This window comes from Paeniglutamicibacter selenitireducens, from assembly GCF_051550675.1.
In the GTDB taxonomy this organism is placed as follows: Bacteria; Actinomycetota; Actinomycetes; order Actinomycetales; family Micrococcaceae; genus Paeniglutamicibacter.
The window spans coordinates 555,941-568,581 of the sequence record NZ_JBPULF010000001.1 but is presented as its reverse complement, the minus strand read 5'-3'; the positions used below and the strand labels follow the sequence as shown (position 1 = coordinate 568,581).

Annotated in this window: 11 protein-coding genes; 10 read left to right on the top strand and 1 reads right to left on the bottom strand. The window is 63.7% G+C overall.

Annotation, left to right across the window (positions count from 1 at the left end; genetic code table 11):
- Nucleotides 1-82: 82 nt before the first annotated feature.
- Nucleotides 83-436, top strand: a complete 354-nt coding sequence (locus ACSYDW_RS02590; protein WP_438337131.1) for an Rv2175c family DNA-binding protein — start codon at nucleotides 83-85, stop codon at nucleotides 434-436.
- A gap of 132 nt (nucleotides 437-568) precedes the next feature.
- Here ACSYDW_RS02590 and ACSYDW_RS02585 read toward each other — a convergent pair whose 3' ends face one another.
- Complete coding sequence (locus tag ACSYDW_RS02585; protein ID WP_438337130.1) at nucleotides 569-1,675, bottom strand: polyprenyl synthetase family protein; 1,107 nt, start codon at nucleotides 1,673-1,675, stop codon at nucleotides 569-571.
- Between the two features lie 100 nt (nucleotides 1,676-1,775).
- On the opposite strand from ACSYDW_RS02585, the gene dinB reads away from it, so the two are divergent.
- The 9 genes from dinB (at nucleotide 1,776) to mraY (ending at nucleotide 12,640) form a co-directional block, all read left to right on the top strand.
- Nucleotides 1,776-3,002 carry a DNA polymerase IV gene (gene dinB, locus ACSYDW_RS02580; RefSeq protein ID WP_438337129.1) on the top strand — a complete coding sequence of 409 codons (1,227 nt, stop codon included), beginning with the start codon at nucleotides 1,776-1,778 and terminating at the stop codon, nucleotides 3,000-3,002.
- 149 nt (nucleotides 3,003-3,151) lie between these two features.
- Nucleotides 3,152-3,526: a DUF3040 domain-containing protein gene (locus ACSYDW_RS02575; RefSeq protein ID WP_438337128.1), complete on the top strand. Its 375-nt coding sequence runs from the start codon at nucleotides 3,152-3,154 to the stop codon at nucleotides 3,524-3,526.
- 633 nt (nucleotides 3,527-4,159) lie between these two features.
- Nucleotides 4,160-4,588 (top strand): division/cell wall cluster transcriptional repressor MraZ, encoded by a 429-nt coding sequence (gene mraZ, locus ACSYDW_RS02570; RefSeq protein ID WP_438337127.1) that lies wholly within the window; start codon nucleotides 4,160-4,162, stop codon nucleotides 4,586-4,588.
- 31 nt (nucleotides 4,589-4,619) lie between these two features.
- A complete protein-coding gene (gene rsmH, locus ACSYDW_RS02565; protein ID WP_438337322.1) occupies nucleotides 4,620-5,753 on the top strand; it encodes a 16S rRNA (cytosine(1402)-N(4))-methyltransferase RsmH in 1,134 nt (377 codons plus the stop codon).
- A 4-nt stretch (nucleotides 5,754-5,757) separates the two neighbouring features.
- The gene (gene ftsL / locus ACSYDW_RS02560) at nucleotides 5,758-6,507 is read left to right on the top strand and encodes a cell division protein FtsL (RefSeq protein ID WP_438337126.1); all 750 of its coding nucleotides are present in this window, start codon (nucleotides 5,758-5,760) and stop codon (nucleotides 6,505-6,507) included.
- A 68-nt stretch (nucleotides 6,508-6,575) separates the two neighbouring features.
- A complete protein-coding gene (locus tag ACSYDW_RS02555) occupies nucleotides 6,576-8,408 on the top strand; it encodes a peptidoglycan D,D-transpeptidase FtsI family protein (protein ID WP_438337125.1) in 1,833 nt (610 codons plus the stop codon).
- A complete protein-coding gene (locus ACSYDW_RS02550) occupies nucleotides 8,408-10,036 on the top strand; it encodes a UDP-N-acetylmuramoyl-L-alanyl-D-glutamate--2,6-diaminopimelate ligase (protein ID WP_438337124.1) in 1,629 nt (542 codons plus the stop codon). Before ACSYDW_RS02555 ends, ACSYDW_RS02550 begins: the two co-directional genes overlap by 1 nt.
- A gap of 13 nt (nucleotides 10,037-10,049) precedes the next feature.
- Nucleotides 10,050-11,540, top strand: coding sequence for a UDP-N-acetylmuramoyl-tripeptide--D-alanyl-D-alanine ligase (locus tag ACSYDW_RS02545; protein ID WP_438337123.1), 1,491 nt, complete (start codon nucleotides 10,050-10,052; stop codon nucleotides 11,538-11,540).
- Entirely contained in the window at nucleotides 11,537-12,640 is a 1,104-nt protein-coding gene (gene mraY, locus ACSYDW_RS02540; RefSeq protein ID WP_438337122.1) for a phospho-N-acetylmuramoyl-pentapeptide-transferase, read from the top strand. The genes ACSYDW_RS02545 and mraY overlap by 4 nt, the downstream gene beginning before the upstream one ends.
- Nucleotide 12,641: the final 1 nt, after the last annotated feature.

Below are 12,641 nucleotides of genomic sequence, written 5' to 3'. Positions count from 1 at the left end.
CTAGCGGAAACTTGTGAAAGATCCCATGCAAAAAACTTCAATATGGGTCCTGAAGCACGTCCGGATGTGGGACGCTGGATTGGTGAGCAATATTGAGAATCTAGTAGCCGAGTGGCTGCCCCTGCCCGACCTAGCCGAAGCGCTGGATGTTTCCATCAAGAAGATCCACAGCCTCATCGATGAGCGCGCCATCATCTCCGTCCGCGTGGGTGAACGCAACATCCGTTCGGTACCGGCCGACTTCGTCCAGGACGGACAGCTCGTGGACAGCCTGAAGGGAACCATCTCGGTCCTCAAGGATTCGGGCTACGAGGACGACGAGCTCCTGGTGTGGCTCTTCACCCCGGACGAATCGCTGCCTGGAACCCCGATGGAGGCTCTGCGCGCAGGTCGCAAGACCGAAATTCGTCGTCGCGCTCAGGCACTGAGCTGGTAGAAGTCTTTCCGCCCCGGAAACCGTGAAATCACGGACCTTGGGCACATTGCAGAAATGGGAGTGTTCCCGCCGTGAAAACGGCGGGAACACTCCCATTTCTCTTGGTCTTGCCGCGAGTCGGCGGGGCTCTTCCTAGGAGGTCCTGCGGATGGCTGCCAACCCCAGGGTGCGCAGCGCATGCCGCGCTGTGGGGGATACCTCGAGTTCCTCCAGCGCGGCAAAACCCTGTTCCGAAAGCTGTGCAATGGATTCCTCGGTTGCCGCCAGTGCCCCGCAGGATTCGAGCAGCTCGCGCATCCGGGAAACCTCCTGCTCGGAGAGGTCTTCGGCACCGAGCCGGCCTTGGATGAATGCCTGGTCTTCATCCGATGCCAGTGTCAGGGCATGTGCAATGATCTCCGTGCGCTTTCCCTCCCGCAGGTCGTCACCGGCGGGCTTGCCTGTCACGGCCGGATCGCCGAACACGCCCAGGACGTCGTCGCGCAGCTGGAATGCCTCGCCGAGCGGGAGTGCAAACCGGGAGTACTGCTCCAGAAGTTCATCGGCGGCACCGGCCAGGGCGCCGCCCAGCAGGGTCGGGTTCTCCGTCGAGTATTTGGCGGACTTGAACCGTACGATCGTGCGTGCCCGTTTGACCGCATCCCCGGGACCGTAGGCTGGGCCCGCCGATTCCTCGAGCACGTCCAGGTATTGGCCGGCCATGACCTGGGCCCGCATCCGGTCGAAGATTGCTCGGGCTCGTGGCGCCGACGGATCGATGGTCGCGAAAAGCTGCTCGCTTAAGGAAAGGCACAGATCTCCGGCGAGGATCGAGGCCGCTTCTCCGAAACGGGGCGCATCGCGGTGCCACCCGGAAGACCGGTGCAGGTACTCGAACCGGCGGTGCATGCTTGGCTGTCCGCGTCGGGTATCCGAGCGATCGATCAGGTCATCGTGGATGAGGGCCGCGGCCTGGAAGAGTTCCAGTGCCGCCCCGGCCCGAACGATGTTTTCCGCCTCGGGATTTCCGCCGGCCCCGATGAATCCCCAGAAGGCGAAGAGTGGGCGGAGCCGCTTGCCGCCGCGTGTCAGGTCACTGATAGCCGTCACGAGTTCACCCGCTGCCGGGGCGATCTCGGAGATCACTTGGTGCTGTTCGGAGAGGAATGCGTTGAGAAGTTCTTCGATGCGCTCCGAGAAGCCTGCGGAAATTTCCCGAGCTTGCTCGGGGTCGAAGGTGTCCGCAGCGAAAAGAGTCATGTTTCCCATCCCATAGATTGCGCAACGTGGTTTGGGGTTAACTCTAGTACGCGCTGGCGAAACGACCGTAGCGTCGGAGGCGCTCACTAGACTGGAGTGTATGGGACGGGAACGGCATCGGGCGATACTGCATGTGGACATGGACGCCTTCTTCGTGTCTGTCGAGTTGCTGTCCCGGCCGGAACTCGTGGGCAGCGAGGTTATCGTCGGCCACCCCGGGGAGCGTTCGGTGGTGCTCTCCGCGTCGTACGAATGCCGTGCCAAAGGTGTGAAGTCGGCGATGCCGATGAGCCAAGCGGTGCGGATGGCGCCGCGGGCCACCGTCATCGAACCAACCCATGGGCTGTACTACGAGTATTCGGCGCGCATCATGGAGATCTTTCACCAGGTGACCCCGCTGGTGGAGCAACTCAGCGTCGATGAGGCTTTTCTCGATGTCACGGGGAGCATGCGCCGGCTTGGGCCGCCGGAAGTCATCGGCGAGATGATCCGTTCCCGGCTGAGGGCGGAACTCGGGCTCCCGGCGAGTGTGGGAATCGCGACAAGCAAGTTCGTGGCGAAGGTGGCCTCGACGCGTGCGAAACCTGATGGAATGCTGGTGATCACGCCAGAGCGCACACTCGAGTACCTGCACACGTTGCCCGTGAAGGCGCTGTGGGGAGTCGGCGGCAAGACCGCCGAGGTCCTGCGGGAGATGGGCATCTCCACCGTCGCGCAACTTGCTCAGACTCCCGAAAACACGCTGAGAAAGCGGTTGGGCGCCACGGGAACGCACCTTTACCAACTGGCGTGGGGGCATGATGACCGCGAAATCCAAGTCGCGCGGGAAGAGAAGAGCATCGGAGCCGAGGAAACTTTTGCCGTGGACGTCCACGACGACGAGATCGTTAAACGCGAGATTCTGCGACTGGCGCACCGGGTCGCCATGCGACTGCGAGAATCTAACAAAGAAGCTTCAACGGTTGCCCTGAAACTGCGCTACGAGGACTTTTCCACTCTTTCACGCAGCCGGACCCTGCCAACGCCCAGCAACGCCGCAGGTGTTCTCGCCGCGGCGGCAGACGGCCTGCTCGACAAGCTCGGGACCAGGCCCATGGCCGTGAGGCTTGTGGGAATTCGGGCTGAAAAGTTGCGGGATGCAGGATTCGGAATGCAATTAAGCATCGATCCCCAGGAAGACAACTGGCGCCAGGCCGAGGTTGCCATGGACCGGATCCGTTCAAGGTTCCCCCGCGGAGCACTGCAGCCGGCTTCCCTGATGGAGCCTGGGCAGTCCGAAAAGCCCGGGGGAGCGGGAGGCGAAATGGATGCCGAGAGAGGACTGTGAGTTGAATCCTGACTACCTTATTAAGAAGTTTCAGGACTATTCTTGAGGTAGAACCAACTGACGGAAATGGTCGGGAACATTGTCAGGATGTAGTTCGTTCCATAAGGTAAGGGCGAGAGCCATGACCGTGAAGTGAAAGGAAAGAGACGATGCCACTTTCCGAGCATGAGCAACGTCTTCTGGAGCAGCTTGAAAAGCAGCTCCACGAGGATCATCGCTTCGCCTCGACGATGAAGACCGTGTCGAGCGCGGGGAACTATTCAACGCGCAATCTGGCGTTGGGGGCGTTGATCGGTATCGTCGGGATCGGCGTCTTGATCGCAGGCATCTCGAGTCAACTCATTCTCGTTGGCGTACTGGGGTTCATTGTGATGTTCGGCGGTGTCTATCTGGCGCTTTCGCGCAGGGGCGGTGCCAAGGCCTCGAAGTCGGCGGACAAAGCCGGAGCGGCGCCGAAGCCCGGCTTCATGAGTGATTTGGAAAGCAAGTGGGAACAGCGCAAGCGCGACGAGCAGGGCCCCTAGCCGCCCGGTCCCGGCACGCCGTACGGCGTCGACCCAAGTTAATAGAATTCGCTAAGGCTCCGCAGCTGCGGGGCCTTAGGTGTTTAACGCCGGAGTTTCCAGACTGCCTGCCGCAGGCGCTCACCGGCTTCGCGTCGTCCGGCATTGCTGACCATCGGGCCTGGCATCGATGGGCGCGGACAGTAATTCCGGAGATAGGTCCAGGCGCCTTAAAAGGAATCCGACGCGCCCGACGCGCCGAGTATGCCCAATCGAAGTAATTTTTATTTCGGGATGCGTCGGCGGCTCGTACCCGGGGGTGGCGAAGGCCTCCTTTTTCCCTCCACATCCATCCCCGCAACCTCTCCACTCGCCTCCCTGGCGGCAAGGCGTCCGTCGAAAACCCCGGATTCATCAGGATCTTGCGGCCTCTGGCTGTGTCTTGAGTCACCCGTCGTCCGTGACCTGTTCGCCCATGTGGCATTTCCCTCCACTTTGCACCCCGGCCGGAATGCCGCGGAAATTCAATGATTTTTCAGATCCGTCCAAGTCGGAACGGCCGGAGGGCCGTTGACAGTGGAGGGCTGTGGAGTAAAGTGGAGCGAAATAGAGGGAAATGGAGTTGAGACTCCTTCGATCCGAGAGGCGGTCTATGTGTTCCTAGGAACGTATACGCCGCGCCTCGATGAGAAGGGGAGATTGATTCTTCCTGCCAAATATCGTGATGAATTAGCAAATGGATTGGTTCTGACTCGAGGGCAGGAACGTTGCATCTATGTTTTTAGCCAGCGTGAATTTGAGAAGCAGCATGAGCAAATGAGTCAGGCGCCAATCTCCTCACGCCAAGCGCGAGACTATGCACGCGTATTCCTCTCCGGCGCTTCTGACGAACTGCCGGACAAGCAAGGCCGGGTGACGATCCCGGCCATGCTCCGCTCTTATGCGGGTTTGGACCGCGAGGTCACGGTGATTGGCGCAGGCAACCGCGTCGAGATCTGGGACACGGCTTCGTGGAATTCATACCTCGAGGAGCAGGAGAACGTGTTCTCCGAGACTGATGACGAAGCACTACCGGGCTTCTGACCACTTCGGTGGCCGGCGGCTCGAACATGGCTTGGATGAGATCTCCAGCCGCCCAGACGATGTCCATCCTGGCTTCACTTCCCCGAAGCCAGGCGGGGCATGCACGGGTCGGAGGGGGCTCTGGTTCAAGCCGGGACCAAGAATCAATGCCCACGTGAAAGGGGTAGCAGTGAATCCTGACGGAGCCGCAGAGCGACCCGCCTCGGAACGCCACGTTCCCGTCCTGCTGGAACGATGTGTTGGGTTGCTTGCCCCCGGCATCGAAGCGGGGATCGCGGCCCGTGGGAAAGCCGTCGTGGTCGACTGCACCCTGGGCATGGGAGGCCATTCGGAAGCCCTGCTCCAGCGTTTCCCGGAACTTCACCTGATCGGGCTGGACCGCGACGAACAGGCACTTGCCCTCGCCGGTGCCCGCCTTGCTCCATTCTCTGACAGAACCGACCTCGTGCACGCCGTCTACGACGAAATCGCAGACGTTGTCGATGACCTAGGATTCGACGGAATCGACGGCGTGCTCTTCGATCTCGGGGTTTCGTCCCTGCAGCTCGATGAACGCGATCGTGGATTCGCGTACTCCTACGACGCACCCCTGGACATGCGGATGGACACATCGCGCGGTCCGACGGCGGCAGACGTGGTTAACGAGTACAGCGAAGCCGAGCTGGTGCGGATCATTAGGGCTTGGGGTGAAGAGAAGTTTGCCGGCCGCATCGCTTCCTCGATCGTCGAGGGTCGGAAGGTCAAGCCGTTCGCCACCACCGAGGAACTCGTGGATGCCATCCGGTCGGTGGTTCCGGCCGCAGCCGCCCGCACCGGGGGACATCCCGCCAAGCGGACGTTCCAGGCACTGCGCATCGAGGTCAACGAGGAATTGGATGTCCTGGAGCGGGCCATCCCCGCGGCCATGGGCGCACTCAACCTCGGCGGCCGTGTCGTGGTGATGAGCTACCACTCGCTGGAAGACAAGATCACCAAGCGCCACTTCGCAGCTGGCTCAAAGTCTTCGGCACCTGCGGGTTTCCCCGTGGAGCTGGAGGAACACAAGGCGCAATTCAAGGTCCTTACACGGGGAACCGAGAAGCCGACCGACCAAGAAATCGCAGAAAACTCACGTGCAGCCTCAGCGAAGCTGCGAGCCGTGGAACGCATCCTGAAGAGGAACTGAGTATATGAGCAACCGGACACCCCACCGCGTACGATCCCGCACCCTTGACGTGCCCCAGACGCAGGGTGCCAACGCGCTCAGTTACGCCCCGGAGCCGATCCCGGCCTCGAGGCCAGAGTCCGCCTCGTCCAAGCGCCGCATCACACTGTCCGTGGTGCCGGCCCTTTCGACCAGGCGTCGCATTCCAATGCTTGTCACGTTGCTCTTGATGATCCTTGCCTCGGCCATGATCGTTCTGCTGCTCAACGTTTTCATCGCCAACGGCCAATATGCCATGGTGGGTCTCAAGGGACAGGAGCGCACGCTGACACAACAGAACGAAGCGCTTCGCCAGGAGGCCCAGTACCTGGAGGCCCCACAAGTCATTGCCGAGAAGGCCACCAAGCTTGGCATGGTCAAGCCGGGAACGCCCGCCGCGATCAACCTCGACACCGGCAAGGTTACGGGCAAGGCGACCGCCGCCGTGAAACCCGAGAAGGGCGAAAAGATCTCCGGGGTGCTCGCCACGCCTGTCACGCCGGAATCGGACGTTCCACCGGTCAAGGAAAGCAAGCCGCAGCCCGAAAAGCAGGCACCCGCCAGTGAAACAACCCAGGATTCCCAGCAGGTTCCCGAGCGCCAGGTTGCGGAAGCCAAGACCGAGCCTGCCAAGCAGCCGATCGAGGTCGGCGCCGACGGACGCCCTTCGTTCACGCCCCAGCAACTCAACGGCGGAACCATCCCTGCTCCGGCCATGAAGACGCCGGGCCAGTAGCCCACGACCCGTGGCGTGAGAGCCGCGCCAACGCACCGCACATCCTTTCGGTATGAGCTGAGGAAAGCATGTCAAGAAAATCCCCAACGAATACCGGAACGACGCACCACAGGGTGCGCATCGTGATGGTCCTCTCCATGGTTGCCTTGCTGGTGATCGGAGGACGTCTGTTCTTCGTGCAGTCGTTGAATGCTTCCGCAGTTGCGGCCGACGCTGTCAAGGAACGGACACGGCAGCAGGTGACAACCCCCAAACGGGGGCAGATCATAGATTCCAAGGGCCGCGTCCTGGCAACCAGCGTCGACCGATACGACTTGGTCATCGACCAGCGCAAGGTCGAGCCGGAGCGGATGATAGCCCGCAAAAAACTCGACGGAAGTGCCGGCGGCGAGAAGGTCACTGTCGAGCAAGCGGTCTCCGAACTCGCGGAAATCCTGGGACAGGACGTCGACGAGGTTCGCACCGCCGTTGTTGGCGCCCCGGGAGCCAAACCCAACGCGAACTCGGTGGTAGCCAAGGGTGTCACACCAGAGGTTCGCAACGCGGCCATGGAACTGAGGATCCGCACGCTAACCGGGCAGCTGCGCAGCGAACGGCTGTACCCCAACGGGGTGATCGCAGGCCCATTGCTCGGGTTCGTCAAGAACACCGAAGACCAGACCTCCCTCGAAGGTGCCGAAGGTCTGGAACTCAGCCAGGAAAACCGCCTGAAAGGAACCCCTGGCAGCAAGACCTACGAGATCGGTGCCGACGGCGTCCGGATCCCCATGGCCGACATGTCCGAGGTTCCGGCCGTGGACGGCCAGGACGTGGTACTGACTACCGACACCGATATCCAGTTCATCGCCCAGGAAGAAGCACGAAAGAAGCAGCAGCAGTACAACGCCGACTGGGTTGCCGTCACGGTCGAGGAATTGAAGACCGGCCGAATGATCGCCATCGGCGACTCGAACCAGCTGGACCCCAATGACCCGAGCGCCACCGAGGCCGAGTTCAGGACCTCCGCGGCCATTACGCAGGCCTTCGAACCCGGTTCCACGGGTAAGGTTGCCACCTTCGCCGCAGCATTCGAGGAGGGGGTCATCAAGGCGACCGACGCCTTCAAGGTCCCGAACGCCTACAGGGTCAACAACGAGGTCATCAACGACTCGCTGAAGCACGCGACGTACGACATGACGGCAGCCGGAATCTTCGCACGCTCCTACAACACCGGTACGGTGATGGTGGGCCAGAAGATGAGCAACGAAACCCGCTACAACTACATGAAGAAGCTCGGCATCGGCTCGCCGGTCGAACTCGGGGTCTCTGGAGCCAGCAAGGGAATCCTCGCCCCCTGGCAGGATTGGGAACGCCGCCAGCAGTACACCACGATGTTCGGACAGGGCTACACCCAGACCGCGCTCCACACCTCGCAGATTTTCCAGGCCGTTGCCAATGGCGGCGTCCTGATCGAGCCGAAACTCATCGATTCCTATGTGAATGCCGACGGCTCCGTCGAGAAGACCCCGGAGTCCAAGACCCGGCGAGTTTTCTCGGAAAAGACCAGCAAGGAGATGCTGCGGTTGATGGAGACGGTCGTCCTCGAAGGCACGGGCACTAAGATGGGTGTGTCCGGCTATCGTGTCGGCGGAAAGTCGGGAACGGGACAGGCCGCCGGGCCTTCCGGAAAGTACGACGGCCACACCAGCTCCTTCGCGGGCGTGGCACCGTTGGATGACCCGCAGTTCGTGGTGACGGTCACCATGCACCGTCCCAAGGGCGATTGGAAAACATGGTCCGTCGGTGACACCTTCAGCGAAGTCATGAGCAAGACATTGAACGCCTACAACGTTCCGCCGAGCAACTCGAAGCCCAACGGGTACGACGTGTTCATCGGATCCGAACAAAAGAAACCTTGGTAATGCCTGAAGTCCTCACCCCCCGCGCCGCAGAACAGCTTCTGCGGCCGCACCGCAAGTCCGCAACGGCACTGGGTGCCATGCTGGAGTACCTCCACGAAACCGGCAGGGGTGCGAACATCATCGGTGACGCACAGCGGCAGGTCACGGGCATCTGCCTGGATTCGCGCGCGGTGCTGACCGGGGACCTGTACGTGGCAGCACCGGGTGCCAAGTTCCACGGGGCCCAGTTCGCCGAGGCAGCGGCGCAGGCCGGCGCGGCCGCTATCCTCACCGACCTCGAGGGGGAGTCCATCGCCTCGGCGCTGGGGCTGCCCATGGTGCTGGTCGAGGACGTACGCGAAGTGGTCGGCGAGCTTTCGGCACTGATCTACGGGACCGACGTGAACTGCCCGGAGCTCTTTGCGCTGACGGGAACCAACGGCAAGACCACCACCACCTACATGATCCGCTCCGTGCTGCGTGCACTGGGCCGCGAAACCGGACTTGTGGGAACCATCGAGATCGCCGCGGGTGACACGCCGATCCCGAGCATCCTCACCACGCCGGAGGCCCCGCAACTGCACGGGCTGATGGCACGCATGGGCGAGATGGGCGTCAACGCCGCCGCCATGGAGGTGTCCTCACACTCGCTCTCCTACAAGCGCGTCGATGGACTGCGCTTCGCCGTCTCCGGATTCACCAACCTGACCCAGGACCACCTGGACCTGCACGGGTCCATGGAGGACTACTTCGACACCAAGGCCGCGCTCTTCGACCTGGAACGCAGCGACCGCGCCGTGATAACCATCGACGATCCCTGGGGCGTGGCCATGGCCGAGCAGGCCACCGCCGAGGTCTGGACGCTGGCATCGGATGCCGAGAACGCCGATGCCGACTGGATCATCGCCAACGTCGCCCCGCTGGGGCTGGGGCACGGCTTCGAGCTCCACGGCCCCAAGTCGCAGGTTCTGCGCCTGAAGACCGGCCTGCCTGGGGACTTCAACATCTCGAACGCGGCGCTGGCCGTGCTCATGGTCCTCGCTTCCGGCGTGCCGCTGGCCGTGCTGCAGGCGGCGCTCGATGCCGCCAACCCGCTCACCGTCGAGGTGCCCGGGCGCATGCAGGTCATCGCCGAGCGTCCCGCCGCGATTGTTGATTTTGCCCACAATCCCGATGCCCTGGCCCGGGCCCTGGGATCGGTCAGGTCCCCGGTTGCCGGATCCCGCGTGATTGTCGTCTTCGGCGCCACCGGTGAACGGGACGCCACCAAGCGCCCGATCATGGGTGCCGTGGCCGCGAACCACGCCGACGTAGTCATCGTCACCGACGACGATCCCCACGGCGAGGAGGCCGCGCCCATCCGCACGGCGATCCTGGCCGGTGCCCGCAGTGAAATCGCCGCCCGCGGACTCTCCACGCAGGCGCTCGAGGTGTACCCGCGCGCCGAGGCCATCGCCGCGGCGGTCGCCATGGCCACCGCGGAAGACACCATTCTGGTGGCCGGCCGCGGCCACGAGGTCTTCCAGGAGGTCATGGGCATCAACCTGGAACTCGACGACCGGGAAGAGCTACGCCGTGCCCTGCAGCTGAACGGATTCCGCACCCTGGACCAAGGCGCCGATTCCGTTGATTCCACGGACGAAGGGTAAAGTCCTACCTGTCATGATTCATCTTCTTTCCGCTGAAATCGCCGCCATTACCGGTGGGCGACTCACTTCCACTGCCCCCGTCGACCAGCAGGTCCTCGGGGTCGCCACCGACTCCCGAGAATGCCGCGAGGGCTGGCTCTTCGTGGCAAAGCCCGGTGAAGCCTCCGACGGCCACCACTTCGTGCAGGCCGCCATGGACCGCGGCGCGCGGCTGGCACTGGCCGAGCGCGAAACCACGGCGCCGGACGGGACGGTGCACCCCGCCGTCATCGTCCCGGACGCCGTCATCGCCATGGGCAAGCTCGCCGCGGCCGTCGTCGCCCGGCTCAAGGACCGCAACGGCCTGCGCGTCGTCGGGATCACCGGTTCCGCAGGCAAGACCACAACCAAGGACCTGCTGGCCGAGCTGCTCTCCACCGCGGGTCCCACGGTGGCCCCCGTTGGTTCGTACAACGGCGAGGTCGGCGTGCCGCTGACTGTCTTCCGCGCCACCGAGGACACGAAGTTCCTGGTAGTGGAGATGGGCGCCACCGGCGTGGGCCACATCAACTACCTCACCGAGATGGTCCACCCCGAGGTCGGGGTGGTGCTCGGGGTCGGTTCGGCGCACGCCGGCGAATTCGGGGGCGTGGAGAACATTGCCATCGCCAAGGGCGAGATGGTCGAGTCCCTCGCCGCCGACGGCCTGGCCGTGCTGAACCTCGACGACCCGCTGGTCTCCGCCATGGCCTCGCGCACCATCGCCCCGGTGCTCGGATTCGGCGTGCAGCGCACTGCCGAAGAAGCCCCGGAGCACCTGGCCGGCGGCGTGTGGGCACGGGACCTGCAGGTCGACGCCGACGGGCACCCGGTCTTCACCCTGGTGCTGCGCGACGGTTCGGAGCACCGCGTGCGCTCGGGCCTGATCGGCCGCCACCACACCACCAACGTCCTTGCCGCTGCCGCGGTCGCCGAGTACCTCGGCGTCGAGGGCGCGCGGATCGCCGCCACCCTGCAGGGCCTGGGCCCGGCCAGCCGCTGGCGCATGGAACGCACCGAGCGCGCCGACGGCGTGAGCATCATCAACGACGCCTACAACGCCAACCCGGACTCCATGCGCGCCGCCCTTGTCACGCTCGCCGAACTGGGCCTGCCCAACGAGGACGGCGTCGCCCGCCGGACCTGGGCCGTGCTGGGGGAGATGCTCGAACTCGGGGCCGACTCCATCCACGAACACGACCTGCTGGGCCGCGCCGCGGTCCGCATGAACATCAAGAAGCTGCTGGTGGTGGGGCGCGGCGCCAAGGCCGCCTACAACTCGGCGGTGCTCGAGGGCAGCTGGGGCGACGAGGCGTACTACGCCGAGGACGCCGAAGCCGCCGCCGGGATCCTGAATGACAACCTGCTCCCGGGCGACATCGTGCTCTTCAAGTCGTCGAACGGTTCCGGACTGCGCCACCTCGGCGACCGGATCGCAGAAACCAACAACGGTGCGCGCACCGCGAAGGAGGGCTCGGAGCAGTGATCGCCCTAATCATGGGAGCCGGCATTTCCCTGGTCTTTACCATGGCCACCATGCCGGTGTTCATCCGCCTGCTGACCAAGAAACAGTACGGCCAAGTGGTCCGCGACGACGGGCCCACCAGCCACTCCGTGAAGTCGGGCACCCCGACCATGGGCGGGGTGATCATCGTGCTGGCCGTGATCCTGAGCTACTTCCTCACCCACGGCATCCTCACCCTCATGGGCAGGACCACCTCCGGGGTCACCGCCAGCGGCCTGCTGGCACTGCTGCTCTTCGCGGGCATGGGCCTCGTCGGCTTCCTCGACGACTTCATCAAGATCGCCAAGAAGCGCTCGCTGGGCCTGCGCCCCTGGGAAAAGATCGTGCTGCAGGCGGCCGTCGGCATCGCCTTCGCGGTGCTCGCACTGAACTTCCCCAACGAGGAAGGGCTCACCCCGGCCTCGACGGCGATCTCCTTCCTGCGCGACACCAACATCGACCTGGCCTTCGCCGGACCGCTGGCGGGCCTGATCCTGTTCGTGCTCTGGTCCAACCTGATCGTCACCGGCACCACCAACGGCGTGAACCTCACCGACGGGCTCGACGGCCTGGCCGCCGGCACCTCCATCATGGTGTTCGGCGCCTACACGCTGATCGGCATCTGGCAGAACAACCAGGCCTGCGGCCTTCCGGGGGCGGGCAACGTCTGCTACACGGTGCGCGACCCCATGGACCTGGCGCTGCTGGGCGCGATCCTCTGCGGTGCGCTGATCGGCTTCCTCTGGTGGAACGCCAAGCCCGCGAAGATCTTCATGGGCGACACCGGCTCCCTGGCGATCGGCGGCGCCGTGGCCGCGTTCGCGATCCTCTCCCGCACGCAGCTGCTGCTGGTGGTGCTCGCGGGCCTGTTTGTGATGATCGCCTGCTCGGTCATCATCCAGGTCGGATTCTTCAAGCTGTCCGGCGGCAAGCGCGTCTTCAAGATGGCGCCGCTGCAGCACCACTTCGAGCTCTCCGGCTGGACCGAGGAGAACGTCGTGGTCCGTTTCTGGATCCTCGGCGGCCTCTTTGTCGCTGCGGGCATGGGCATCTTCTACTCCGAATGGGTCGTGGGACTGTGAC

Bases quoted from the DNA above. Each gene is read 5' to 3' on its own strand.
- ACSYDW_RS02585 (WP_438337130.1), bottom strand. From the start codon at position 1,675: ATGACTCTTTTCGCTGCGGACACCTTCGACCCCGAGCAAGCTCGGGAA.
- dinB (WP_438337129.1), top strand. From the start codon at position 1,776: ATGGGACGGGAACGGCATCGGGCGATACTGCATGTGGACATGGACGCC.
- ACSYDW_RS02575 (WP_438337128.1), top strand. From the start codon at position 3,152: ATGCCACTTTCCGAGCATGAGCAACGTCTTCTGGAGCAGCTTGAAAAG.
- ftsL (WP_438337126.1), top strand. From the start codon at position 5,758: ATGAGCAACCGGACACCCCACCGCGTACGATCCCGCACCCTTGACGTG.
- ACSYDW_RS02555 (WP_438337125.1), top strand. From the start codon at position 6,576: ATGTCAAGAAAATCCCCAACGAATACCGGAACGACGCACCACAGGGTG.
- ACSYDW_RS02550 (WP_438337124.1), top strand. From the start codon at position 8,408: ATGCCTGAAGTCCTCACCCCCCGCGCCGCAGAACAGCTTCTGCGGCCG.
- ACSYDW_RS02545 (WP_438337123.1), top strand. From the start codon at position 10,050: ATGATTCATCTTCTTTCCGCTGAAATCGCCGCCATTACCGGTGGGCGA.